General features: G+C 39.7%; 28 protein-coding genes. 11 read left to right on the plus strand and 17 right to left on the minus strand.

Annotated features, from left to right (window positions below; genetic code table 11):
- Window positions 1–4: 4 nt before the first annotated feature.
- The 7 genes from flgG to H710_RS05795 all read right to left on the minus strand — a co-directional run bounded on the left by flgG (window position 5) and on the right by H710_RS05795 (window position 5716).
- Window positions 5–793 carry a flagellar basal-body rod protein FlgG gene (gene flgG / locus H710_RS05765; protein ID WP_041849895.1) on the minus strand — a complete coding sequence of 263 codons (789 nt, stop codon included), beginning with the start codon at window positions 791–793 and terminating at the stop codon, window positions 5–7.
- 57 nt (window positions 794–850) lie between these two features.
- On the minus strand, window positions 851–1183 hold the full coding sequence (locus H710_RS05770) for a flagellar hook-basal body complex protein FliE (protein WP_041849862.1): 333 nt from the start codon (window positions 1181–1183) through the stop codon (window positions 851–853).
- 76 nt (window positions 1184–1259) lie between these two features.
- Window positions 1260–1673 (minus strand): flagellar basal body rod protein FlgC, encoded by a 414-nt coding sequence (flgC, locus tag H710_RS05775; RefSeq protein ID WP_041849863.1) that lies wholly within the window; start codon window positions 1671–1673, stop codon window positions 1260–1262.
- A 2-nt stretch (window positions 1674–1675) separates the two neighbouring features.
- On the minus strand, window positions 1676–2062 hold the full coding sequence (gene flgB / locus H710_RS05780; protein WP_041849864.1) for a flagellar basal body rod protein FlgB: 387 nt from the start codon (window positions 2060–2062) through the stop codon (window positions 1676–1678).
- A gap of 391 nt (window positions 2063–2453) precedes the next feature.
- The gene (locus H710_RS05785) at window positions 2454–4067 is read right to left on the minus strand and encodes a flagellar protein export ATPase FliI (RefSeq protein WP_041849865.1); all 1614 of its coding nucleotides are present in this window, start codon (window positions 4065–4067) and stop codon (window positions 2454–2456) included.
- A 61-nt stretch (window positions 4068–4128) separates the two neighbouring features.
- The gene (flgF, locus tag H710_RS05790) at window positions 4129–4863 is read right to left on the minus strand and encodes a flagellar basal-body rod protein FlgF (RefSeq protein ID WP_041849866.1); all 735 of its coding nucleotides are present in this window, start codon (window positions 4861–4863) and stop codon (window positions 4129–4131) included.
- 58 nt (window positions 4864–4921) lie between these two features.
- Window positions 4922–5716 carry a DUF1217 domain-containing protein gene (locus tag H710_RS05795; RefSeq protein ID WP_041849867.1) on the minus strand — a complete coding sequence of 265 codons (795 nt, stop codon included), beginning with the start codon at window positions 5714–5716 and terminating at the stop codon, window positions 4922–4924.
- A gap of 292 nt (window positions 5717–6008) precedes the next feature.
- On the opposite strand from H710_RS05795, the gene motA reads away from it, so the two are divergent.
- From motA to H710_RS05830, 7 genes are all read left to right on the plus strand, one after another.
- On the plus strand, window positions 6009–6884 hold the full coding sequence (gene motA / locus H710_RS05800) for a flagellar motor stator protein MotA (protein ID WP_041849868.1): 876 nt from the start codon (window positions 6009–6011) through the stop codon (window positions 6882–6884).
- A 2-nt stretch (window positions 6885–6886) separates the two neighbouring features.
- A complete protein-coding gene (locus H710_RS05805; protein WP_041849869.1) occupies window positions 6887–7858 on the plus strand; it encodes a FliM/FliN family flagellar motor switch protein in 972 nt (323 codons plus the stop codon).
- The gene (locus tag H710_RS05810) at window positions 7839–8381 is read left to right on the plus strand and encodes a BAB2_0123 family type IV secretion system effector (RefSeq protein WP_080772770.1); all 543 of its coding nucleotides are present in this window, start codon (window positions 7839–7841) and stop codon (window positions 8379–8381) included. Before H710_RS05805 ends, H710_RS05810 begins: the two co-directional genes overlap by 20 nt.
- Before the next feature lie 342 nt (window positions 8382–8723).
- Entirely contained in the window at window positions 8724–8993 is a 270-nt protein-coding gene (gene fliN / locus H710_RS05815) for a flagellar motor switch protein FliN (RefSeq protein ID WP_244875604.1), read from the plus strand.
- Window positions 8994–9022: 29 nt separating this feature from the next.
- The gene (locus H710_RS05820; protein WP_041849871.1) at window positions 9023–10111 is read left to right on the plus strand and encodes a flagellar motor switch protein FliG; all 1089 of its coding nucleotides are present in this window, start codon (window positions 9023–9025) and stop codon (window positions 10109–10111) included.
- A gap of 168 nt (window positions 10112–10279) precedes the next feature.
- The gene (gene flhB / locus H710_RS05825; protein ID WP_041849872.1) at window positions 10280–11350 is read left to right on the plus strand and encodes a flagellar biosynthesis protein FlhB; all 1071 of its coding nucleotides are present in this window, start codon (window positions 10280–10282) and stop codon (window positions 11348–11350) included.
- 107 nt (window positions 11351–11457) lie between these two features.
- A complete protein-coding gene (locus H710_RS05830; protein WP_041849873.1) occupies window positions 11458–11940 on the plus strand; it encodes a hypothetical protein in 483 nt (160 codons plus the stop codon).
- A 421-nt stretch (window positions 11941–12361) separates the two neighbouring features.
- Here the strand turns inward: H710_RS05830 and H710_RS05835 are convergent, their stop codons facing one another.
- From H710_RS05835 to flhA, 6 genes are all read right to left on the minus strand, one after another.
- Window positions 12362–12832, minus strand: coding sequence for a hypothetical protein (locus H710_RS05835; protein WP_041849874.1), 471 nt, complete (start codon window positions 12830–12832; stop codon window positions 12362–12364).
- On the minus strand, window positions 12829–13272 hold the full coding sequence (locus H710_RS05840; RefSeq protein WP_041849875.1) for a hypothetical protein: 444 nt from the start codon (window positions 13270–13272) through the stop codon (window positions 12829–12831). Before H710_RS05840 ends, H710_RS05835 begins: the two co-directional genes overlap by 4 nt.
- Window positions 13273–13383: 111 nt before the next feature.
- Entirely contained in the window at window positions 13384–13965 is a 582-nt protein-coding gene (locus tag H710_RS05845; RefSeq protein WP_041849876.1) for a rod-binding protein, read from the minus strand.
- A gap of 459 nt (window positions 13966–14424) precedes the next feature.
- The gene (locus H710_RS05850) at window positions 14425–14811 is read right to left on the minus strand and encodes a hypothetical protein (protein WP_041849877.1); all 387 of its coding nucleotides are present in this window, start codon (window positions 14809–14811) and stop codon (window positions 14425–14427) included.
- 3 nt (window positions 14812–14814) lie between these two features.
- Window positions 14815–15612 carry a flagellar biosynthesis protein FliR gene (gene fliR, locus H710_RS05855; protein ID WP_041849878.1) on the minus strand — a complete coding sequence of 266 codons (798 nt, stop codon included), beginning with the start codon at window positions 15610–15612 and terminating at the stop codon, window positions 14815–14817.
- A gap of 14 nt (window positions 15613–15626) precedes the next feature.
- Complete coding sequence (gene flhA, locus H710_RS05860; RefSeq protein ID WP_041849879.1) at window positions 15627–17711, minus strand: flagellar biosynthesis protein FlhA; 2085 nt, start codon at window positions 17709–17711, stop codon at window positions 15627–15629.
- An 822-nt stretch (window positions 17712–18533) separates the two neighbouring features.
- On the opposite strand from flhA, the gene H710_RS05865 reads away from it, so the two are divergent.
- Together H710_RS05865 and H710_RS06275 are read left to right on the plus strand one after the other, a co-directional pair.
- Window positions 18534–18863: a TIGR01244 family sulfur transferase gene (locus H710_RS05865; RefSeq protein WP_041849896.1), complete on the plus strand. Its 330-nt coding sequence runs from the start codon at window positions 18534–18536 to the stop codon at window positions 18861–18863.
- Between the two features lie 92 nt (window positions 18864–18955).
- Entirely contained in the window at window positions 18956–19123 is a 168-nt protein-coding gene (locus H710_RS06275; RefSeq protein WP_196295861.1) for a hypothetical protein, read from the plus strand.
- Here the strand turns inward: H710_RS06275 and H710_RS05870 are convergent.
- Together H710_RS05870 and H710_RS05875 are read right to left on the minus strand one after the other, a co-directional pair.
- Window positions 19107–20099, minus strand: a complete 993-nt coding sequence (locus tag H710_RS05870; protein WP_041849880.1) for a bifunctional riboflavin kinase/FAD synthetase — start codon at window positions 20097–20099, stop codon at window positions 19107–19109. The genes H710_RS06275 and H710_RS05870 overlap by 17 nt on opposite strands.
- Window positions 20099–20944, minus strand: a complete 846-nt coding sequence (locus H710_RS05875; protein WP_041849897.1) for a TIGR01459 family HAD-type hydrolase — start codon at window positions 20942–20944, stop codon at window positions 20099–20101. Before H710_RS05875 ends, H710_RS05870 begins: the two co-directional genes overlap by 1 nt.
- Window positions 20945–21670: 726 nt before the next feature.
- Here H710_RS05875 and murJ point away from each other — a divergent pair.
- Both murJ and trpS read left to right on the plus strand, forming a co-directional pair.
- Window positions 21671–23233 (plus strand): murein biosynthesis integral membrane protein MurJ, encoded by a 1563-nt coding sequence (gene murJ / locus H710_RS05880; protein WP_041849881.1) that lies wholly within the window; start codon window positions 21671–21673, stop codon window positions 23231–23233.
- Between the two features lie 81 nt (window positions 23234–23314).
- Window positions 23315–24385: a tryptophan--tRNA ligase gene (trpS, locus tag H710_RS05885; protein ID WP_041849882.1), complete on the plus strand. Its 1071-nt coding sequence runs from the start codon at window positions 23315–23317 to the stop codon at window positions 24383–24385.
- Between the two features lie 799 nt (window positions 24386–25184).
- On the opposite strand, the gene H710_RS06440 is transcribed toward trpS, so the two are convergent.
- Together H710_RS06440 and H710_RS06445 are read right to left on the minus strand one after the other, a co-directional pair.
- The gene (locus H710_RS06440; protein ID WP_244875600.1) at window positions 25185–25340 is read right to left on the minus strand and encodes a hypothetical protein; all 156 of its coding nucleotides are present in this window, start codon (window positions 25338–25340) and stop codon (window positions 25185–25187) included.
- A gap of 5 nt (window positions 25341–25345) precedes the next feature.
- A complete protein-coding gene (locus H710_RS06445; RefSeq protein WP_244875601.1) occupies window positions 25346–25528 on the minus strand; it encodes a hypothetical protein in 183 nt (60 codons plus the stop codon).
- Window positions 25529–26289 lie beyond the last annotated feature (761 nt).

Consider the following 26289-nt stretch of genomic DNA (forward strand, 5'->3'; position numbering starts at 1 on the left):
GTCTTTACCTTAGATTTTTGGAAACAACGGCTGCCATTTCATCGGACGCTTGAATGACTTTGGAATTCATTTCATAAGAGCGCTGCGCTGTAATCAGCTCGGTAATTTCTTTCACAGGATCCACATTGGAAGCTTCCAGCGTAGCTTGCATAATGCTGCCATAGCCATCTTCCTTTGGATTGCCTGGCACTGGAGCACCAGAAGCTGGTGTCTCACGGAAAAGATTATCCCCTATCGGCTCTAAACCAACTTCATTAACAAAATTAACTAAATTAAGGCGACCCGCTTCTACAGGATCAGCCTCCTCAGCAGGTTTATAAAAAACCGTCCCATCAGGATTCACTGTGATACTCTTACTGCCAATAGGAATGGTGATAGCCGGTTGCACGACATTGCCATCTAATGTGACAATTTGTCCTGTTTCACTCAAATTAAAAGCACCGGAGCGCGTGTAAAAAATATTGCCATTAGGGTCTTGAATTTCAAACCAGCCATTTCCGTTAATCGCCAAATCTAACGCATTCCCAGTTTGAACAAAAGCACCTTGTGTGTTGACCGTACGAACGGCTGCTGTGCGCACCCCCATACCCACCATAACACCTTCAGGAACAATGGCTTGATTCATCATATTGGGAACACCAACAGCGCGATCTGCGACATACATTAGATCAGCAAATTCTGCGCGCGCACGCTTGTACCCTGTGGTATTAATATTTGCCAAATTATTTGCAATCACATCAAGATTGGTTTGCTGTGCAGCCATCCCTGTTGCAGCAATTGACAATGATCTCATAACCATAGTTTTTTCCCCTCATATTCTCAACTCTATCCAGAAAAACCGAAAGAGATGTTAAATTTGCATCCGGCTTACTTCGAGATAAGCTTGCACCATCTTATCACGCAAAGCGATGGCCGTACTTAACGATTGTTCCGCTTCCATGACTGAAGAGACAATCTCACGCACCCCAATATCGTTCCCAGAAATCTTCCCCATAGAAAGGCTTTCTGCTTTTTGTAATTTGGTGCCAACAGATTCTGTAATTTTAGCGAGAACTTGATCAAAACTGGCTGTATTTGCATCCTCACTTAATATATTTTGCCTATTGTTGATGCTATTCATTAACCCACCTTCTGGCCCTAATGAATTCGCACGCATCGCAATAGAAGTAAGTGCCCCGATCATTTTTTATGCTCCTCAAAAGATTCAACTATATAAAATTCACAAACAAAGTGATGAAATTGCCTCATGAGCTTCTTTATCATTTCAACAAATCAATCGTCTGTGATACCAAATCGCGCACTTGGCGAACAACTTGTAAATTCGCTTCATAAGAACGGTTCGCTTCACGCATATCAGCCATTTCTATCACTGCATTGACATTGGGATATTTGACATAGCCATTACTATCTGCAGCCAGATGACCTGGTTCATAACGCATAATAAAAGGGGCATTATCAACACCAATACGCTTCACATGCACACCTTGCGCCTCAACATAAGGATTAAGAGCAGTTTCAAAACTGACTGTTTTGCGTCGATAAGGTGTTGCCCCCGGTGCACGTCCTGTTGAATTAGCATTGGCCAAATTTTCAGCGATAATACGCAAACGTGTTGATTGGGCACCCAACCCTGTTGTCGCAACCCGCTCTGCTGTCATTAAAGGATCAGACATTCTTAAGAGCCTCCTCTAATCGTTAACATTGTCATTCGGTGAAAAGCCTTAACAATCGCAGTATTGAGAGACATTTCTCGACCAATAGCCGCACCTTTACTCATTTCTTCTTCTAAATTGACATTATTACCAGAATGGGTCACCCCTCCTGCATTGTCAGGTCGAATTGCCTGCGCTTCCATACCATTTTCTGTCAAATCCATGTGCTGCACGTGGGTTACTTTCATAGAGATCGCTTTATTTTGCACAATATCGGTAAAATTCTGGACATCACGAGCCTGATACCCCGGGGTATTAGCATTTGCCACATTACTTGCAACAGCCTTTTGGCGTGAGGAAAGCCATTCTGCCTGTTTACTGGCAAGATTAAAAAGATTGACCGGATCCATTACTGAAGCCCCCCCATTTATATTAGAGCCAGGTTATACGAGAGTTAGAATAAAAAAGAAATCTTGTGCGAGACTTGCCATTGGTTCTTTTTAAGAAAGTAACAAGAATATTAATTTATGCCTAAATTAAGCTTAACACAGCTAAAAAAGCAAAATAATAAAGACAAGAACCGCTTCAAGCTTGTAATATCACAAAGATCCGCTGCTCTCCTATCCATCATGGGAGCATTAGACTCAAGGTCTCACCAATCTCCTCACCTTCAATACATATCTTGCAGAAAAAAGCCTCTGATTCTCAATTTTCAGACTATTATGGTATTGTGTACCTAAGCTATGATTGAATTCTTACAGGCCATTCTTAGCTGTTTGCAGTTCATCTCACATTCAGCCATTATTGACTCTTCAATAATTTTGCTAATTCGTCATAAGGATTACGAACAAGAGGAGTATCAACATTTTGGTTCATAGCAGCATAAATTGATGGCACTAAATGGACAGCTTGATCGAGAATATGATCTGTTCCCGGGCGATAAGCCCCCATGGCACGTAAATCGCGTGTTTCTTCATAGCGAAAAATCATTTCCTTCAAACTTTGCACTAATATACGCTGTTCACCCGTCCAACTATGCGATGCCAAACGTGAAATAGAAGAAGAAATATCAACAGCAGGAAACCGCCCCTGTGCAGCAATCGCACGATCTAGCACAATATGACCATCCAAGATCCCACGAATGGCATCAGCAATAGGATCATTATGATCATCCCCATCAACTAGTACAGCATAAACACCAGTGATAGATCCATTGCCTTTTCTTCCCGGACCTGCTCGTTCTAATAAGCGTGGCAATTCGCTAAAAACACGCGGCGGAAATCCACGTGATACAGGAGGTTCATGCGCAGAAATAGCAATTTCACGCACAGCCAAGGCATAACGCGTTATTGAATCGACCACTAATAAAACATTATCCCCTAGGGAAGAAAAATATTCAGCAATTGTTGTGGCCATAATAGGAGCTAAACGCCGCATCATTGGACTTTCATCACTGGTTGCAATCACGGCAACAACCTTATTCAATTTATCCTGTAACGTATCATCAAGCATATCACGCACTTCACGACCACGTTCCCCCGTAAGCGCTAAAACAACTTTATCGAAATGATCAGCTTGCATCATCATTGACAAAAGTGTTGATTTCCCTACCCCAGAGCCAGAAAAAATCCCTATGCGCTGTCCAAAACAAAGAGGCGTAAAAATATCAATCACCTTAACACCCGTACGCAACCCATTCCCCACACGTGCACGTGCAAGTGCTGGGGGTGCATGCGCCTCAACCGCCATCGGAGAGGAGCCTAAAAGAAGTGCTCCCTTTCCGTCTATTGATTCACCAAAAGCATTCACAACCCGCCCACACCAAGAAACATCCGGTGCAACGAAGAGAGGACCTTGCGGAAAAACAGAAGCTTTCAGAACCGGAACAATCGTTTCATCATAAGGTTTAATCAAAACACTTTCTTCATTAACACGAATAATTTCACCCCGTACAGTCTGTGTCCCACACTCAATACACACAGTATCACCAAGAAAGACAGATTGTGATAAACCACGCGCGGTCAATATCCCACGCGCGACATCACTTATCACCCCTCCTTGATTTATAGAATGAGAAGAATACTCACAGTTATGGGTAACAAAAGACAATAAGCGACTTAAAGCAGTAGGGGAAACACGTGTTGCCTCCCTTTTATCCCCTGAAGAAGCCTCTAATGTCTCTTCTTGAAAAGTCTCTAATACTAAAGCAATAGGTTCCTTGGTCTTGTCTTCCCCCTTACCCCTTGCAGAAACATTTCCTACATCTGTTGTCTGGGAGAATTCTGGTGCTAAAGCACTTAACGATTTCATGCTCTCTTCATCAGAAACTTTTATAGAAGCACTAAGCCCATCTGTCTGAACAGCTTCTAATGTTGCAGTAACGGTGAGAGTGGAATCATTTTGATTATTTTGCATGGTGCAACGTACTCTGCTATAAAAGTCCCCTATGATATAAAGGCTTCTTGTGATCTATCACTTAAGCTTTCCCACCTAGAATTTGAATAGATTTAGAACGCATTTCTTCTTGCTGACGCAGCATTGCCTCAACCCGTTCAAAAGCGCGGCTCACTTCAATAAGGCGCGTCATTTCTGCTACCCCATTAACATTTGAGCTTTCAACATATCCTTGCATAACACTATCACCAATGCTCCCCTCTATCTGAATCGCTGCTCTATCAGGAATAACAGAAGCATTGGGACCGTAGCGTAATTGAGTTCCTGGTTGGAATTGATACAAACCAATTCTTCCTGCCAAAACATTTCCTTGATAAATACTCCCATCTGCACCAATACGAGGTGCGCCCCCCACAGGATTTAGCTGGATCGGTGCACCTCCATCATCTAAAAAAGGCAAACCTGTCACCGAAACTAACATCCCTTCTGGGGTCATAGTCATTCGGCCATCACGAGTATAGACCACCCCAAAAGAGGCCTCCATAGAAAAGTAAGAATCACCTGTTGCGGCGACATCCAGTGCATTACCCGTTTGTTCTAAAGAGCCACGTTCCGTTGAAATATATCCCTTCCCAGCGCTCGTAAAAAAAACGTGATCCCCCTGCTCTTGAGCAATGGGAGACACCAACGTATCAAACTTCATACCACCAGCACGGAACCCTGGTGTATTCACATTCGCCATATTTTGTGCAATTGTTTCCATCCGTCGTGCTAAACTAATTTGGCCTGACACGCCAACATAAATCGGATTTTGCATAAACCTGACCCTTCTTTTTTCTAGTCAATAAAACTAGACTTCTCTTCCATTAATGAATTTAAAACCCACCCCGTTTTAGAGATTGGAGAGCCATCATTGTTTCATTTGAAAATGCCAATCCGTTTGATGAATTTTGCAAAATCATTAAAGCAGGATTTATTTCTTCCTGATTCTTTGCATCATACAGAGCAGAAAATTGAGCAATAAAATGTTCTAATCTCTTAGGATCTTTTAAATCCTTAAGTGACATACGTGATTCTAATAAAGATTTTTGCGCTTCAATCTTCGATAAACGCACATTTTCAGGAATGTCCAATGCTGTAAAAACAACAGCTGACAAAGCTTTATCGCCAAGAATTTGATAAGCCCAGTTTTTCTCTGAAAGAAGGCCGTCTCTCGCCATTCCCCCAACTGTGCGGGTAAAATACAAGGCTAAACGTGCTCCCTCATTGTCCTGCCCAACTTGCACTTCCAAAGTTTGCTGCATGTATTTGTTGACAGTTGCTGTTTGAGCACTATTTTGCTGGGTTGCTTTTTCACCATAAAGGTTAAAATTAAATGCCGCAGCAAATTGCTGATAACGCTGATCGCTTAACTGAGATGCATAACGAGGATCTAACAGAACCTTACGCATCATGCCTTTTGCATAAATCATATCTTCCAGGCCGTGCGCCTGCATCGCGTAACGGTAAAGTTTATCATTGGCCAGAAATTCATCAACAGACTGAATACTAGCAATATTCCGGACATAATAATCTGTCTCACGCTTAACCTGTGGCTCTTTAAGAAGCCGATCAAGCGTTTTCTTCATATTGTCGATTGTACTTCTATAACTCGTATATGTACCAATCATAGCAGCCCCCTTCCTGAATAGACTTTATATTAAAGCACAAAACTTACCCGAAACTGATGATAGTGCTCTCTCTTTAAAACAACAGGACCCCCCACTCAGCTTCTTGATATGTCTAAAAATTAACAGTCTTAAGCTTTATTTCATAAATTCTTGTACATACCAATAATGCGCCAATGACGCACTTATAGCATAAAACAAGCAAGGAGTGACAAATAATTCATCATGAAAGTGGTAAGGTTTACACAAGCATAGATATTTATTTTGCTAGAAAATTTAAAAGAGGGGCATAGCATTGAGTGTTATTATTGGATTAATCATTACGTTAGGATGTATCCTTGGCGGTTATGTTGCGATGGGAGGACATCTTGATGTTTTAATGCAACCGTGGGAATTTGTTATTATTGTGGGTTCCGCTATTGGAGCCTTCATTGTATCGACCCCTTTCCCCGTGATTAAAGATACACTTAAAGCAACAATAGAAGCCCTGACAGATGCTGTGCCAAAACAAAAAGATTTTTTAGCAACCTTAGGGTTGCTCTATACTCTCATGCGGGAAATGCGTTCAAAATCGCGTTCTGAAATGGAAAGCCATATCGACAATCCTAAAGAATCAACACTGTTTCAACAATATCCTTTAGTTTTAAAAGATGATTCTTTGACCAATTTCATTTGTGACTATTGCCGTCTGATTGTCATGGGGAATACACGCCCTTTCGAAATTGAAGCTTTAATGGATGAAGAAATTCACACAATTTCATCAGATTCTCAAAAACCATATCAAGCCATGCAAAATATGGCCGATGCTCTTCCTGCTCTTGGAATTGTTGCTGCCGTTTTAGGTGTTATTAAAGCCATGGGTGCCATCACTGAACCGCCAGAAGTATTAGGACACTTGATTGGAGCAGCCCTTGTTGGAACTTTTGCAGGAATCTTCTTTTCTTATAGTATTTTTGGTCCTATCGCGACAAAAATTAAAGCAGTGCGTAGTAAAAAAACACGCACTTACATTGTCGTGAAACAAACTCTCTTAGCCTATATGAATGGTGCTATACCACAAATAGCCTTAGAATATGGACGAAAAACCATCTCAGCAAAAGATCGCCCAACAATCGACGTCGTGGAACAACATGCAATTTCCGGTCATAGTGCTGAAAAAAAGGCAGATTGACTATGACTGAAACAACTGAACAACAAAAAAATCCTGAAACACAGGAAAATGAAGAAAAAAAACAAGATGTATTAGCGCAACATATTTTGCGGGCTGCTGGTCTATCGAGTGATGATCTTATGTCATTCCAATATATTTTTCGGGATGCCGCAAGTCATCTTTGCTCGCAGATCAATCATTATACACCATTAGAATTCACCATCGACGTAGTATCTCTCGATACACTCAAAATTGACAAAATTATCCAAACTATCGGAACAGATACACTATTGATTGATTTTAGCTCTGATCGTTGGGGAAACGACGTTATCTTCGTTCTTGATTCTGTTTTGGTTGAGTTGATCACAGAAACATTTTTCGGCGCGACAGAACCAAAAATAATAAACCGTAATGGACGCCCTTTCAGCCCAACAGAACGTAGCATAAGCGAACATTTCGGCAAATTGCTTGCCAATGCCATAGATAGTGTCTTTGGTACGGGCGATAAATCACTGCTGATATTTACACAAACACGCAAAGCGCAAGAATTGAACACAGAAACATTTCATCAATCACAAATGTTTTCCTGCACGCTCTCCATCAAATGCAGAGAAGCCGAGGCACATTTAAATATTTTAATGCCACGCAGTTGTCATCGCCCTATTCACGAGGCCATTACACGCGCTCTTCGTGCCCCTGAAAAACGTATGGACCCTCTATGGACAAAACGCTTAAGAAAAGAAGTCAGCCAAGCACATGTGCAGATTGAAGCCTTTATGCAACAAGGCTCAATGACCTTAAATGAATTATTGAATCTTAAAGTGGGTCAAGTCCTGCCTCTTCCAATCAATGCTGTTAAACAGGTTAAATTGTGCAGTGGTGACAAGTCTCTTTACAAGTGCTCCCTTGGTAAAATTGGCAAAAATTTTTCTATCCGAGTCACGGATCCCATCGATGAAGAAAAGGAAATGATTAATGAGCTGGTTCATGGTTAATATTGCCAGTGCACTTTTAGCACTAATTTCACTAAGTGTTTTTGTTGTCATCGCACGAAAATTAGCGACAACCATTCAGATGGGACGTGAACTTGCTAAACAAGTCCACATTGGCACATCATGCCTTGATCGAGCAATCCTTGCTTTGCGTGAAGAACATCAAGATTTCCGTGATGAAAATCGCAAAATGGATGCGCGTATTATTGAATCAACACGTATCCGACGTGAGATTGACCGTTCCATTGCGCATATGGAAGAGGTTCGCAACCAATTACAAAATGATTTTAATCTTCTTCGCAATCTACCAACCGTAAAAACACAGGAACATGCAGCCACACTGAAAACAACACAAACTTACTCAAAACGGTCTATTTTTCCTAAAAAATTTCCGGTTTTTGTGCAACGTAGTGCACAGAAAGCGCTTCTTCATAACACTATACAACCTACTGCTTCTAAAAATTTTCCAGTTTTTGTTCAGCACAAAACACAGAAAGCCTCTCTTCATAGCAAAACACAATTTTAAATAAACACTCTCTGATAGCTTATTCCATGCCATCCCATGAACCGACTCTACAAGCCCATCCGATAAGCCCATTCGACAAGCAAGATCAAATAAATAAAATAATATGGTGACAGAATGACAAATGACGTAAATCCGCCCAGCGGTGTTAAAGGGATCAACCCAACAACAGCCTCCCGCCCAACATCATCGAGAATGGGGGAAGGTTCAACCGGAACACCAGGAGCTTTTGGTGCCGGCGTACAAAGACCAGGGACTGGAGCTTCTCAGGCAGCAACAGGCAGTTCTTCTGCTCTTGGTGCTACAGCGGGGAGAACTGCCGCTGGCAATTTTGGAAGCAGAAAAATACAAGAAAATACCAATGAAACCTCCAATAATACAGAACTCGTTATGAGTATTCCTGTCGAGGTGCAAATTGTTCTTGGCTCAACCACTATGCCCGTTGCCAATTTGATGAATTTAGGGCGTGGCTCTGTCATCACGCTCAATAAACAAATTGGTGATCCTATTGATATTGTCGTCAATGGCCGCATTATCGCGCGTGGTGAGGTCATTGTTCTAGAAGATGATTCTTCCCGTTTTGGGGTTAGTCTTACCGAAGTCATTGATAAATAATAAAATTCAAACAACGCGGAAGACAAATTATGACACAGGCAGACAGAGAAAAAATAGCAGAAGAGATCGATGCCGCATCAAACGATATAGCTTCTGAAAGTGATGCTCAACCCTCTTCTACACTTATCGATACACTTTCCGGACAACAAAAAGTTGCTGCACTTCTTGTTGCTCTTGGGAAGCCTGCTGCCGCACGTCTTTTAAAACATTTTACACCAGATGATTTGCGCCATCTTAGTGGACAAGCTCATAGCTTGCCTAACATTTCTCTTGCTGATTTCGAAATTTTGGTTCGTCAATTTGAAGATGCCTTTGCAGAAGGCGCTTCTTTTTCTGAAGCTGGTTTACGCTTCGACAATCTAGTACAAGAAACATTACCAGAAGATGAAGCCGCTTTAATTTTTGACCCTTCAAAAGCACCAAAACCACCCGTTGAAAGCCTTTGGAATATTATCACAAAAGCAAATATTGACGTGACGCAAATGAATCTTGTGCAAGAACATCCACAGGTGATCAGCTATATTATTTCGCGTCTTCCTTCTGAAACAGCTGCAAAAATTTTGATGGCACAAAGCGCTACTGTACGCGCTGATCTCACTCGAAGACGATTGCATTTACGCAACGTAGCCCCAGAAATGGAAACGATCCTTGATCAAGCGCTGCGGCCTCTCTTTTTACAGGAGAACAGAGCAGGAGAACAAGCACATCACGGTCAGGTTGCCATTATTCTTAACGAACTTGATAAAACCGATGTTGATGAAATGCTAGCGAGTCTTCAAGATTTGGAACCAGAAGATCTGAAAAAAATTAAAGAAAAACTCTTTGTGTTTGATGATATTCCACGGTTAACAGAACGTGCGCGGTTACTGCTTTTTGATGGCATTGCAGCAGATGCGATCATTACTGCATTACAAGGAGCTGATGATCTTATGAAGGAGCTTATCTTGGCTTCTCTTTCACAAAGAACACGCCGCATGGTGGAAACAGAGCTTTCCTCAGAAAATCAATCGATTCAGCAAAGTGATATTCTCAATGCACGCCGTATAATTGCTCAAACGGCCATCAAATTATCAGAACAAGGAACGATTGATCTTTTAGGTCAAGAAGGAAAATCCTAAATGCTAAAAATAGACCTAACCTCAGACGATCAACCAATCAGCAAAGTGCTCTTCTTAGCTCATACCGAACGATGGATCAAACAGCCATCACAGTATCAAAATAAGGAATGGTCTATCTTTTACTTTTAGGTCACAAAGGAACATCCTCGAAAGACGGACTAAACCACCATGTCAGATGAAAAACCAGACAAAGAAAGTCAAACAGAAGAACCTACAGAACATAAAATTCACAAGGCAGAAGAAAAAGGTAATCTGCCCTTTTCGCGTGAATTACCCATTCTTGCCTCTCTTATGAGCTTTAGCCTCATTACCATTTTTGTTGCTTTTCCTGCCATGTCAAAGTTGTCTCGTTTTTTAACTGAATGGCTTGAACGTCCGGAATCGTGGCACATTAATACCGCAGAAGACATCAAACATTTGATTTATTTAGTTGGTGGAAATCTAGGCTTAGCTTTAGCCGCTCTTTTAATTATTATCCCTCTGATTTCTATTGCTGCCTCTGCTATACAAAATGCACCGCGTATTGTTACAGAACGCATCAGCCCAAAATGGTCACGCATTTCACCTGCTAATGGATTTGGACGGATCTTTGGGAAAGCAGGATTTGTTGAATTTTTAAAATCACTCGTTAAACTCATCGGTGTCAGCATTATTGTTTACATTATGTTCTTCAAAAATAACACGATTTTTATCAATGCGCTCTTAACGGATGCACCGGCTTTACCAGAATATATCCGCCAAAAACTGGTTGATTTATCCCTGTCTTTTATCGTTGCTGTTGCTATTATTGCAGGATTTGACCTAGCATGGTCACGCTTTTATTGGCGTCAACAATTGCGCATGACGAAACAAGAAGTCAAGGATGAATATAAAAACCTTGAAGGTAATCCCATGGTCAAATCAAGAATGCGCTCACTTGCACGAGATCGCATTCGCCGAAAAATGATCGCTAATGTGCCTACAGCAACCTTAATTGTTACAAACCCAACGCATTTTTCTGTTGCTCTGCGCTATAAACCACCTCTTGATCATGCACCCGTTGTGATTGCGAAAGGACAAGATATTCTGGCACTCCATATACGCGAAATTGCTACCAAACACGATATCCCTATTATTGAAGATCAACCCTTAGCACGCGCACTTTACAAACAAGTCGAAGTCGACCAAACAATCCCACCTGAATTTTATGAAGGTGTTGCTGCCCTAATTCGATTTATTAATAGTCAAAAAATTCATTAAAAAAAATTTCTATTCATCTACTTTCTTTTTAAAAATTTAACTTTAGCTCTATAGAGTCGCCATGTTTATTTTAAAAACTTAACCTTAAACCGATATGTAGAGCAGCCATGAGTCAGCATAAAATTTTAAATACCTCAACGATATCAGGAGGTCAAAAAACGAAAAAGGATTATATCACTGAAATTCGTGAAATGGTTTTGGCAAAACAGGTTGCACAATTTATTCCAGAATTACGGCTTATTGACGTGGGTGATTTCATTTCCTGTATTCATACAGAACGTTTTCATCATCTTTCTGAATTGATTGAAAGTGCTGCAGAATTGCGTTTTTACCCTCATACTATGCTCTTTGCCCAAAATGCCAGTTATGAATTAGATTGGGAGACCACCCCAAACATATTACTGCATATGAAATTTTCAAATGACGGTGTACAAACCTTTTTTCAGCTCACCATGTCTGCAGAACAATTTGGCGTTGAAATAGATCATTGTATTTTTGATAATCCTGCAGATGAAGAAACCAATACCAGCGCTTTTATGAATGCTCTGAATAATGCACGGATACAAAAACAAAGACCGCTAGCTCACTAAGCGTGCGCCTCCTTCGTATCACTCTCATGCCCAGTATGTATTTAAAACAGTCCACACCCTAAAGAGTGCAAAAAAGCTCTTCTCTATGCAAGAATTCCTTTTATACACATAGATGATGCAGAATCTCACATAATGACGCAGACGCTCTTGCTCATAGGGGAAAAATTACTCTTGAGTAAACAGGTTATAGACGGAAAATATCCCTAAAAATAAACGATAATAAATTGAAGAGACTGTTCAATAACAACGTCTCCTAAAAAACTAAGAAAAGCTCTGTGCGCTAAATACGGAAAAACCCTTACCCTCTTGCCAAGGCAGCATATAAGCGTGCAAATTCCCTCTTAAAAGCGATACCAAATGCCCTATACCTATAAAAAAGCACTCTTGAAAATTAAAACCGCTTCTTAACAATATACCGACTTCAACCTGAACGTCTTGTCGCGCCACGTATTTTCTCAACCGAGATATAATTAAACTGTTTAACAAGCAAATCTTTCAAAACAGGACTTGAAAAACGCTGATTCACTTGATCCATGATCTGTTGTTTGACCATATCAAATTTAACTCTTTCAATCATACGAACATTTGAATAACTGCCCCAAAAACTTTGAAAGATCGCATCATGAATCAAAACACCTACAGGAACCACTATGTTTTGTGCTGCTTTTTTGTCAACAACATAGGTGAGCTGTGCAATCAGATACCCCTGTACAGCTCCATCAACTAAGATCGGAATATTCATTATTTCCGTATCGCTAGAGCCAATCTCTTCACTAATAGAAACTGGAGTTGTGGGAATGTTTGAATCTCTTTTATAGCTGTTAATGCCAAGCATCAAAGCCCCTAAAGAAACCAAGCAAACCCATAACCCCAGTGTGATCATCTTGATCATTTATGACGCCCAGCATTAACCAAAATTGGATCATAGGTTCCATCTGTATCTTCAGCACGCGCAGCCATCTGCACGATTTGCGAAAGCTCCCGAACAGCTTCTAAATGTGTTTGAAGCAATTCACTATTACGATGTAATTTAACCTGTAAATCGGAAAGTACATTTGCAACCTCAGTTTCAACATTTGAGTCCATATACCGTGCAACATCTTTCATCGATTGATTAAGATCACGTAATCCACGTGTTTTACGCAAATTAACTTCTTCATAATCTGGTGTCCCATGGCTTTCAAGCATCGTACTTTCATATTCAACGACTTCTACTAGCCCCTTAACAGCAGTCATAAATTTCGTAATCGCCCAATCACGACCAATCAGGTCATTATTCGGAATATTCGTTTGAGATACAGTATTCTCATCATTATATTGTGCTACAGACATTATATTATTCCCCTTTTTTACTTTTCTTAGACAAGATTTATTATTATTCGTATTCAACTTTATTCCTAATAAGATAATGGATTATTTATATAATCATCACTACTTACAAAATTAACGAGGTTGACGGACCCAATTCAGTTCATTTGCATGAACAATTACATCAGCAATCGTGCGATAGTCTTGCATCACAAGCGTTTGTTTAAGTTCTTTCTCGTGAGACAAATTTTCTTTCAACAAACCTTCTGTCTTCTTTTCTTGCTCAGAGGCAAACATCTGAGCAATGCCGACGCCACCAGACATTGCAAATTCTTTAGCCAATTGCTCAATCATCATAAATTTCCATATTTTTCCTGCTTGCCCTTTCCCAAAAACAGAAGGAAGATCCGTCGTAAACATATTTTCAATAAAAGATTGTAACATAAAAGCTTCAAAAGCCTTAAAAACTTCACTATTTTTGTCATTAATTGCTTTTGATTTTATATGGACCTGGTGAACAACTTCTTTTGGTGGGACAAAATCAGAGCGCACTAAGTCAGAAAAATCTGCTTTCTCATTAACTGAAATTAAAACAGAATCTGGCGTGCGCATAGCATTTTGCGCAATACGCAATTTTTCAATCGACGCACGATATTCAAGCGGATCGGCTGCACGTGCAACGTCAAGAACAATATCTGAAGGTGGCTGAATAGCCATAGATCCCTCCTTAGCGTAACAATTGGCTCTTCTTTATGCTCATGATTGAACAACAATTGATGTCCTTTTCTTCTAAGAATTTCTAAAAATTTCGGAAATTCTTAAGAAAAGCGTAAATACTATTTTGGATATATAAAAAACTAAACTTACGTCAAACTGACCCTCGGCATGATTTGAATTCTTTTTTCCAACACTCTATCAAAATTTGGTCCATTGATATTTTTGCTGAGCATACCTTCTCCGAATATGCCTACTTTGAGTATACTGGCTCTGAATATACCTGCTATAAATTGGCTTATACCAAAGTTCCACAATCGACAGTGCGCATCCTCTTATCACTCTCTTTGAGCAATTTCATCACTCTAATTAATTTGTGCAATATGTGTTTGTACGAAAGAAGATTTTGCAACATTATCGATTGCTTAACATGTCACCTCCTAAAGCCTAACAAGCATTATATCACTTTGATATTCTTATGACTTTATCTGCAATGTGATCTTCCAGTATCATCTCAAAATCTTTACGATCTTCACGAGATTGAGCCTTTTTATATTTGTCTTCTAACCGTTGTAAACGACTAGAAGCTTCACGCACAACCTGTCTCTGCTGGACAATTCTCTCTTGAAGATATTTTTCCATTCTGGCAATATATTTTAAGCGCCGTGTCAAAAAATTGGCATCCCAAAAGTGATTCCCTGATTCTTTTTCCATCAAAGAAAAAAGCACATACATCTCTTCTTCACAAAAAGACGCTTGTGTGTTCAAGTTTTCCAATTCAACTTTATGATACGCATCCATAAGGCCTTGTATCTTAAGAAGTTTGCCATAACGTTTGCTTTTTTGCATGTTTTAAGGCCCTCTTCTCAGCCAGTCTTGTGACTCTAAACTGAAAAAATTCAAAATCTCCGGCATAATAAAGTAAAGCAAGAATAATCCCCCTGCAATCACAAAAGGCAGTGAAATAAAATACACAGGAATGTTGGGGGTTAATTTGTTGACCAATCCAACAGCAATATTGACCAAAACCGCATAAACAATAAAAGGCGCAGCAATACGCAATGTAGTTAGAAAAGCCTTCGACAAAGCATCACGATAATCTATCAATGCAGCCTCTGGATTAGGAATAAAAACTGGCGACACCACATCATAAGAAGCTAAGAGACCGCGGATCGCAAACATATGCAAATCGCTTGCAAAAAAAAGCATAACACCAACCAAAACTAGCAGATGTGCTACTTGAGTTTCTGGTGTTGAGTCAATCACATTATGGCCTGGTTGACCAGAATATCCCATCGACATGGCAATAATCGTCGCCATAAATTGCAAAGCCCAAAGATAAACATGAGCAATAACCCCAAAAGTAACCCCAATCAGCATTTCAGAACATAAAGCACGCACAAATAAGGTAAAATCAGGTTTTTCACCAAAATCCTTAAAAAAATCGGCCACCATAGGCAACATTATCAATGAAAAAGAAATCGCGATAAATAAACGTAACTGGATAGGAATACGAATACTTGAAATACCTGGCATCAACATCAAACAAGCCCCCACCCGCGCAAAAACAAGCATGGCAAGAAGAACCAACTGGTTCAAAGGCACAGAAGCCAATGGCGATATAAGTGAGGATAAGGATGTCAACGGCATCAACCCTTCTTCTTTTAAGAGAGAACTCCTAATGTTTTGACTTCAATACCACGAGCAATTTCTGCATGAGAAAGCACAGGCAATGTTGGGAAAAGACGTTCCATAATCATACGGATATAAGGCCGCGCTTGTGGCGATGTAATCAGGACAAAACGTATCGCTTTTTCCATATGCTGACGAATCATCACTGAGGCTTCCGTGCCAAATTTTTCAAGTTCCATCGGATCAAGATCAAATTCAACAATCTCACCCTTTGTATCGAATTTTAAAGCCTTCTGAAACGTCAGATCCCAACGGCTTCCCATCCGCAGAACATTCAACACACCACCGTCAGACAAATCACCACAAATTTGTTGCGATAAACGTAACCGTACATGTTCAACAATCAAGTCAGAACGCCGAACATGGGGAGCAACTTCAGCAACTGCTTCCAAAATAAGATGCAGATTACGAATAGAAATGCGTTCAGACAAAAGAAGTTTCAAAACTGACTGTAAACCTGAATAAGAAAGATGCGCAGGGCAAATTTCTTCCAACAATTTGCGATACTCGCCACCCAAACGCTCCAGCAGAATACGCATATCCCGATAAGAAAAGAGTTGAGCTAAATTATTGCGCAAAACCTCACTTAAATGGGTCAACAAGACAGAAAGATTATCAACGGCAATATAGCCTTCACGCACTAATTCTGAGCGGAATGTTTCTGAAGTTGAAAAAGCACTCATACCAAAAGCGGGCTCTTTTACCTGTTCACCAGGGATATTAGGAATGGGCTTATTGCCTGGCATAATCAGCACATCACCGATACGCATTTCGTAAGAGGCCACCACTGTACCATGTAACTTGATCCAATAATTTTTTGCAGGAACGGTATAATCATCAGAAACTTGGATCTCTGGAATAACAAAACCATATTCTTGCGCAAATTTCCGACGCATTTTTGCAACGCGATTAGCCAATTCAACCTGCTGTGGCAGCAAGCGCTGCGACAATTGTTTGCCCATAGCAATTTCAATTTGCAACATCTCAAGTGAGGCCTTAACCGATTGACCATCTTCTTGAGAAGCCCTTTGGGCTGCCTGTTGTTGCATAGCTTCTTGCGCAAGCGCTTCTTTTTGCAAGCGGCGTGGAATAGAATAACCAATAGCAGCCATAATACACCCCAGCAAGATAAAGGGAAAGGCAGGCAAGCCTGGCATCAATCCCAGCATCAATAAAAGCATTGATGAAACAAAAAGAGCCTTAGGATACCCTCCTAATTGTCCTAAAACAGCTTTTTCAGCAGAACCACGCGTTCCCCCTTTTGAAACCAAAAGACCTGCAGCTAAAGACACAATCAGCGCAGGGATCTGAGTAACCAGACCATCACCAACGGAAAGCTTTGTAAACACATCTGCCGCACCGGATAAGGTCATCCCATGACGTGTTACACCGATAACAATGCCCCCAAAAATATTAACAGCTGTGATGATTAGCCCAGCGATAGCATCACCGCGCACAAATTTTGATGCCCCATCCATCGCCCCAAAAAAGGAGCTTTCTTCCTCCAGCTCTCGACGGCGACTCTGTGCTTCTTTTTCATCAATAAGACCTGATGAAAGATCAGCATCAATGGCCATTTGTTTACCTGGAATTGCATCCAGTGTAAAACGCGCACCCACCTCAGCAATACGCGTTGCCCCTTTGGTAATGACCAAAAAGTTGACGATAATAACAATGGCAAAAACAACAAGACCAATGACAAAATCGCCCCCCATCACAAATTGCGAAAAACCGTGAATTACGTGTCCTGCTGCTTGATAGCCTTCATCCCCATGGGTCAAAATAACACGAGTTGTCGCAATATTAAGTGATAAACGTAACATGGTTGCAATCAATAAAACTGTTGGGAAAGCTGAAAAATCAAGCGGCCGCTGAATCCATAATGAAACCATTAAAATTAAAACAGAAAAAGCAATGGAAAAGGAAAGCCCTAAATCTAAAACAAAAGCAGGAACCGGTAAAAAGAGAACCGTCAGAATCACAATAATTCCTGCTGCAAACGCAACATCTCGACCAGAAAATTGATTCTGACCTTCAACATTCAGATTATGCGACACACATTTCTCCCTTAAATGATTATTTCCAGCGCATTATTAAATGATTATCATCAGCGGCAACGATACAAAGAAACCCTTTTCCCCTGTTCGATAAATTTACAAGCTTATAGGTTTTTTGGTCCCATTGATGACCCCAGTGATCATTATCTCAGTTTCTAAAATACGGAATGAATCTTGTGTGAAAATGATGTATTGCTTTCACGCAAAAAGACGTGTTTCTTCCAAAAGCGGTGTTTCCCTACACAAAAGTGATCCCCCGGCAAATAAACAGAAAATGCCTAATCTTCCCTCTCCCTACAGTGCGTAAACCTGCCTCTCATCCCTTCAATCAAGCAATAAAAATCATTTTAAACTTGCTGAATGTTGGAGATCAGCATATATTACACCTTGTAACATTTTGTGAATCTTTACACAAAACAATGGAAGGATGAAAGAAGCTTCTATGACAGACATAGTAAAAACAGCAGTGCTTTATTCAATGCTGATTATCGGCACTAATGCTGCGATTGTTATTACTATGATGATGGAAACACCCTGGTAGCTGATTTACTCTATATGCTTTTATAAGCTGAGAAAATACTTCAGTAAAAGCTCCTATTGAAAATAGGCAGAGTATCAGACATAGAGTTGATGAAAATTTAACAATAAAAAAAGATTTGGGATGTGTCTTTTTGCGTTTTTTACCTTTTAAATCGTGTATGAATTTCTTCTAAATTTTAGAATTGATAAATATCTCAACCTTCATCATGCCTTGATAGGAGACATCATTTCTTTGTGGGCAAAAAAGCATCACACATTGTATCGTGAATAAGGATGAATAAAATGAAATTGCAGCAAATTGAAGATGACGTTTTCATCAGTACCCAAATTGACATCACGCATATGCAAACACTCATAGATGTTGGCATCAAAACAATCATCTGCAATAGACCTGATAAAGAAGATCCGAATCAACCTGATTTTTCTATCATTCAAGAAGCAGCACAGCACTATGGAATACAAGCTTATTATGTTCCTGTTGTGCCCCCTACCATAGAACAATCAAGTGTAGAGGCCATGCGCCAAATTTTAACAACAGCATCTTATCCCATTCTTGCTTATTGCAATTATGGAATACGCTCTGTTCATCTTTATCACTTAGCGCGTCCTTAATTTTCATTTTAACGGATCAGAAAGTAATTAACGATAAACTCCTTTATTGCCGCAAAGCTTATACACTTATGCAAGCAATAAAGGAAAAAACAATGATTCCCTCAGATCTTCAAACTCTTGATTCTCCCATCGCACAAAGAAAACGCCACATCATCCGTGATATTGTGCAATATATTTTCGTTATTGTGATGAGTTTAAGTGCCCTTGCTGCAGCTTTCTTGTCTTTTTCAGATCGCCTCAACATTAATTGGTATCTGTAAAAGTTAAACACTGATCTAGAGGGGAAAGAGGCTGCACGCTCGTTATCATTTCTTTTGCCTCTCTTTCATCGTGTTGCATTTGAGCAATTAAAGGCTCTACCCCATCAAATTTTTCTTGTCCGCGCAAAAACCGTAAAAAAGAAACGGTACAGCTTTCACCATAAAATTCTTCTGCTAGATTAAATACGTAAGTTTCCAAGAGCACCTCTCCATTTTCTACAATGGTTGGGCGACACCCAAAACTGGCAACCCCATCATACAAAACACCATGTGCACGGCGCAAACGTACAGCATAAACACCATGCGCTAAAGTCGTTTGGTGAGGCAAGGCTTGATTGGCCGTTGGAAAACCCAAAAGGCGGCCAAGCTTTTCACCATGGATAATGTCTGAGCGCACGCGATAATGGTACCCCAATAAACACGCTGCTTGCTCTACCTGTTTTTGCGCTAAAAGCTGACGAATCAAACTAGAGGAAATCGCCTGCCCTGATGCACTCCGCACAGAAGACACTTGAACAACTTCAAAACCCTCTTCTTTTCCTCTTTGACATAAAAGGGAAGCATTGCCGCTTTTATGACAACCAAATTGAAAATTATTCCCCGTCACCACAACAGAGACATCCAAATCTTGTTTTAAAATGATAGCAATAAAGTCATCTGCTGAAAGAGAGGAAAATTGCGCATCAAAAGGCTGTTCAATTACACCATTAAATCCAAGAATTTTGAAAATTTCAGCCTTTTCAGCAGCCTCTGTTAAACGATAAACAGGCGTTGAATTTTGAAAAAAATTCCTTGGATGTGGTTCAAAAGTTAAAACAAGAGCTGGCTTATTTTGAGCCCGCGCTATTTCAAGAGCTTTCTGTAGCACTTGTTGATGACCTCGATGAACACCATCAAAATTTCCAATAGCCAACACAGCACCACGCAAAACTGAAGGAAGCATTGAATAGCTTTGAAGACGTAAAAAATCTGCCATTATTGAAGCGCCCACATAATTGCTTGTGGCTGATAACCGTAACGGTCAAAAAGAGAGAATAACGCATCTTTATCCATGACATTATTTTTCATATAATCATGACGATGAATCCCACCGGCAATATAAAGCACATCAAGGCCAAAATCGACAGCACCTTTCACATCTGTTAAAAGACCATCGCCAATCGCTAAAATACGATTTTTTTCTACTGTCCCGCGGATATTGTGCAAAATCTTAAAAGCACAGTCATAAATAGGGGTATGGGGTTTTCCAGCAAAATGCACTTCACCCCCTAAATTTTGATACAGACGAGCCAAAGCGCCTGCGCACCAAACTTCCTGCTTCCCATAATAAACGACGATATCAGGATTGGCGCAAATAAAAGGCAAATTCCGTGCTTGCATACGCCGAAATAGCTCTTCATAATCTTGTGGTGTAAAACCAACCTCTTCAAGAAAGCCAGTACACACCACCGCAGCAGCTTCCTCTTCTGCAACAAGTGCACGGTCTAACCCTGCCAATAAAACTAAATCATGTTGTGAACCAATGAAAAAAACCTTACGCGGAGCCGCACGAATAAGATCACGTGTAACATCACCAGAAGTGACAACAGCGTCATAACATTCAGCATTCACTTTCACACTTTGTAATTGAGCGATAATATCTTGCTGTGTCCGGGGTGAATTGGTTAATAAAACGACAGTTTTTCCTATTTGTCGCATTGTTTGCAGCGCTTTCAACGCGGGTTCAAATGCGCGCATACCATCATGCAAAACGCCCCAAATATCACAAAATACAGCATCATAATCGGCTATCATAGGATCAATATGGGTCAGTTCTTTCATGCTACATCTCATCATAGTTGAGCTGTTTATGGGATCGCTTTCATGACCAAATTCTTGATCGCAACGCATTTTATCGTAAGATCGTTTTTTTGTCATCTTCTTTCTCAAAATGTGGTCACTGCACCTTCGCAATTTTTCCCCCTAAAACACCAAGAGATCTTTTTATTTCATATGGCATTTCACCTAGCTGCATTCTCTCTTTTCCCTGTTAATCCCTCCAACAAAAACCACTCTGCCCATAAACCAAAATAGTTGACAGATATCATAAAGAACGAACAAACCGCCTGCTTATGATAAGTGAACTGCAGAAAAAAGAATAGATAATTTTGTCTTACATCATCGCTTAATATTTTTTTGATAGCTTGGTATAAAATCAATCATTTTCTTGTGCTTGCCCATGAAATGGCTATTGATGAATTGTAGCATTGATGCATTTTATTGACAGAGAGATCATCGCCATCGTAACATAGACCATATTGTAACATCAGTGCATCATAACACATGGTACGCTCTTATCATATCGGCACCCTTGTCACATAAGTGTCTCTTTAGTGTAAAATCTAGCAGGATGAATACCACCATAAATAAAGACACCGCGGAATATAGGATTATATAGACACATTAATAACATATTCATAATTTTAAAGGGCTTCTAGCTCAATGTTCCATGATACATTTGCCCATGAATAACCCAACGTACCTTTAGCTAAATAAAAAAGAATATTTATGAGCTTAATTAAAAAATTTGTAGCCGTCGCGTCTGGAACTTTAATGAGTCGCATATTTGGCTTTATACGTGAAATGCTAATGGCCGCTGCCTTTGGAACAGGCCCTGTTTCTGACGCATTTAATGTTGCTTTTCGGTTTCCCAATACATTCCGCCGATTTTTTGCTGAAGGGGCTTTAAATGCAGCTTTTATCCCTCTTTTTTCAAAAAAAATTACTGAAGATGGGAAAGAAAAAGCCTGTCAATTTGCAGAAGAAGTATTTGGTGTTTTATTTTCTCTGCTCTTACTTTTAACCCTTATCATGGAATTGAGTATGCCTTTTTTAGTGCGGACAGTTATTGCACCAGGATTTGCAGAAGATGCAACAAAATTTAGCGCTACAGTTCGTTTTACTGCAATCATGTTTCCTTATTTAACATGCATGTCTCTAGCTGCCATGATGGGAGGGATGCTTAATGCACTACAACGCTATTTTGTTGCCGCTATTGCCCCTGTCTTTTTGAATATTATCCTGATTGGTGTTCTTATCTATACTTGGATCTACCAGCTTGATCCCTGGCATATTGGGTTAAACTTGTCTTGGGGTGTGATGGCAGCAGGCCTTATTCAATTGGGCTTAATTGCCTTTGCTTTACGCCAAAGCGGTATGAAAATTTGCTTACGCTTTCCTCATTTTGGCTCCAATGTACGTCAACTTTTAACTTTGGCGCTCCCTGCAGCCATCACAGGGGGAATCACACAGATCAATTTGTTAATCAATACCAACATTGCCTCTAGTCAATCAGGGGCTGTCTCCTCGCTTGTGTATGCGGACCGTCTTTACCAGGTCCCACTTGGTGTTGTTGGCATTGCTGTGGCAACTGTTTTGTTGCCCGAATTAACAAAAGCTCTGCGTAGCAAAAATTATACAGAAGCGAACAATCTGCAAAATCGTTCAATTGAACTGACCTTGTTCTTAACCTTACCAGCGTCTGTTCTTTTTTTCCTTATTTCTACCCCTATTGTTAGTTTGCTTTTTGAACGTGGTCAATTTACTAGTGAATCGACAGACAGTGTGGCATATCTGTTAGCACTTTATGGATTAGGGCTGCCTGCTTTTGTGCTGATCAAGGTTTTTATTCCAAGCTTCTTTGCCCATGAAGATACAAAAACACCGATGATTTTTTCAGGCATTTGCGTTTTCATTAATGTTAGCTTAGTCTTGACTCTATTCCCGCTTTTCTCAGCACGAGGCATAGTCATCGCTGAAATTACCTCTGCATGGGTCAATACACTCTTACTGTGCACAGCCCTGATCAAACGCGGCTATTGGAAATATGACATAAAGCTCATCAAATGGATTATGCGCCTGATCATCACTATTTGTTTGATGGCTGTAGCCTTATATTATGCGCATGAGTTTTTGTCTGTTCCCTTGTCCTCATCTGCATCATTTTTCTTGCGTGCTAGTACTTTGGCAGGTTTAGTCATTACGATCCTAGCGATTTATTTTGCCATATGCTTTTTGTTGGGCACTGATTATATTTCGCTTTTATGGAAAAAATTGAAAAAGCACTTATAATATTTTATCTTGCTTTCAGATAAATGCTCTGCCACAAAGTAAAATCTCTATTGTAGAACCTTATTGAGAAAGGCCTATTCTATGGATACCTTTGCACCGCTTGTTTTTTCTGGTGTACAACCGAGTGGCAATCTGCATCTTGGGAATTATCTTGGTGCTATCAAACAGTGGGTGTCCCTGCAAGCATCCTATCCTTGCCTTTATTGTGTTGTTGATATGCATGCCTTAACCGTTAATCCGGATCCGCTCACCGTAATGCACTCTACCCGGGCAGCTGCCGCAGCTTTTTTGGCCAGTGGCATTGACTCCGAAAAACAGATTATTTTTAACCAATCACGGGTCTTTCAACATACTGAATTAGCGTGGATCTTTAATTGTATTGCTCGCATCGGCTGGCTGCAACGCATGACACAATTTAAAGACAAAGCTGGCAAAAATCGCGAACAAGCATCCCTTGGCCTTTTTGCTTACCCCAGCCTTATGGCTGCTGATATTCTCGTTTACCGTGCAACCCATGTACCCGTGGGCGAAGATCAAAAACAACATATTGAGCTAACACGTGACATTGCTCAAAAATTTAATAATGACTATGCTGAGCGTATTGCAGACTTAAACTATGGTCTCTCTCAGCCAAATGATGAAAAAAAAGCACAAGGCTTTTTTCCCATACCAGAAGCGATTATTGGCAACGCGGCTACACGCATTATGTCTTTGCGTGATGGCACGAAGAAAATGTCAAAATCAGATCCTTCAGATTTTTCACGGATTAATTTAACAGATGATGTGGATCTCATTACCCAAAAAATACGCAAAGCAAAAACTGATTCCGCTCCCTTACCAGATACATTGGATGATCTAGAAGAACGCCCGGAAGTTGATAATTTGCTTGGTATTTATGCCGCACTTGCAGAAGTGAGCAAAGAAAAGGCTTTGTTAGAATTCTCTGGTCAACAATTTTCGTTTTTTAAATCTGCTTTGGCTGATCTTGCCGTTGATAAATTGGCACCCATCACACAAGAATTAAAGCGCCTTCATCAAGACAATGCATATATTGATACTGTTTTGCGTAATGGTGCAGAACGAGCAAGTGCTTTGGCAGAAAAAAATATGAAACAAATCCGTGATATTGTAGGATTGTTACAAAATTCATAAAGCCTATTTGTTCTATAAACAACACAACATATGATATCAAACACATGACAACCAAAACAAGGAAACAAAGACTTTCTGGCTCCCCCTGCCCCCTTTTGTCTTGCCCTCTTACCCCTTTTATCTTGAATGCCCTGTACCTAATCTAAAACCCTAAGGATGCTTGCTCGCTGCGACTCGACGTGTCTTTTTGTGCTTCCTCTTTGATGCTATTTTTCTTGTCGTAATTTTCTTCCTTTGTATTATAGATGTAGTCTATTGGTTGCTATTTTGCTGCTAACAATCAATAGCGCATCCTGTGCACCCGCACTGCTTCTTCAATAATATAATGTCCTTTGCATTAATAAAACTCATAGCTTAATTTATTAGGGATAAGAATGGCTCAATAAAGGTTAGTATGATAAATTATTCTCTCAGAAAGTTAAGCGCTTGATTGCACAATTTGAGGGAAATTATTTTTTTTCATAAAGTAAGAAATTCAGCAATTTTCTGCTTTATTTTCTCTTTAATTAAGTATGATGATACTCACTTTTAAAAGCATCTTCAGTCTCTTATGGCTTCTTCAAAAATTGGCCAAATTCAACAGCCCAAAAAACCATGACGCATTATGAACCTGCTTTGTTGGGTAATTTTATCAATATCCCTTCTCTCACATTTTAGAAACTTTTATTATAGGCTCTAAACCGAAAGTGTATCTAAAGATGAAAATGTTATTTACGCTCTTTGACCACTATATTACCCCTTCATTCTTCAACTCTTGCACATATCTTTAGTAACGTATTCAGCATTAACAGCAGAAGATTCAATGTTTGAAAATTCCCCTTATCAAGCTGATAAATTCAATTCTGCAACCAAAACCAAAAATAGCAGAAAAAGCAGCCTTATTTACCATTCCATGTACAAAAATAGGAATCTTAGCTTCCACCATTTCTTTACGGATGTCTCTTTCTTCACGCATCTAGATCACAAAATATTTCGAAAATAAGATACAATTAAAATATGATACCTGAGTGCTTTACCTTCACGTGCGATAAAAGTAATAACTTTACGGCTATCAAGTTTTGTTCCTGATATCGTGACCATAATTATATCAGCACGACTCATCACATAAGATGCTGCTAAATGAGCTGATCCTTCAAAATCCACAATCACAAAACTATGGATTCTGACTGCTTCGTCGATAATTTCAATAATGTTATTTTCATTTACTTCACCCTGAACTTTTATGTGAGATGGATAGTGAGGATGAGTATTCTGCTACCATTCATGCGCAATGAGTTGATTAAGATCCGTATCAATGATTTTTATTTCTAATTTATGATGAGCCAAGACTTGGGGAAAAAACAAGCGCAGACGTTGACTTTCCAACACCACCTTTTGTTGAGAAAGGCACAATTGTTGGCATAAGTCACCCTCTTTATCACGCTTTTAAACTATAGTGTAAGGATAAATAATTTATATTCTAAATACTTTTAAAATATGTCTTACATATAGTTAATATACATTATACATATTTTTACTTATTAACGAAGATATTCTCTTAAACGCTACGGTTATACCGAAGATTCAATTTATTGAATAAGCCAGACATTCCTACTATTTTTCAGATACGTGCATGAAAAAAATGAAAAATGCACATCATAAAATAGCCTTTACAATAAAAAGCGCACAATGAAATTCTCACAAATAAGAAGGCAAAATGATTGACGATAATCAGGATATCGCTATCATAAGCTTTAGCTTTTTATCATAGTGAAAAACTAAAATGCCCATATCACCATCTATCAGATTTATATCATCCACCAGATTTGCATCATCTATCGGAGGAAAGATTTTCCCATTTTTATCCTTCCTATTGTATAAGATCTCTGCAATAAACTCCTATGGTGTCTTTGGAAGAAAAAATA

This window comes from Bartonella bacilliformis Ver097 (genome assembly GCF_000709795.1).
Lineage (GTDB): Bacteria > Pseudomonadota > Alphaproteobacteria > Rhizobiales > Rhizobiaceae > Bartonella > Bartonella bacilliformis_A.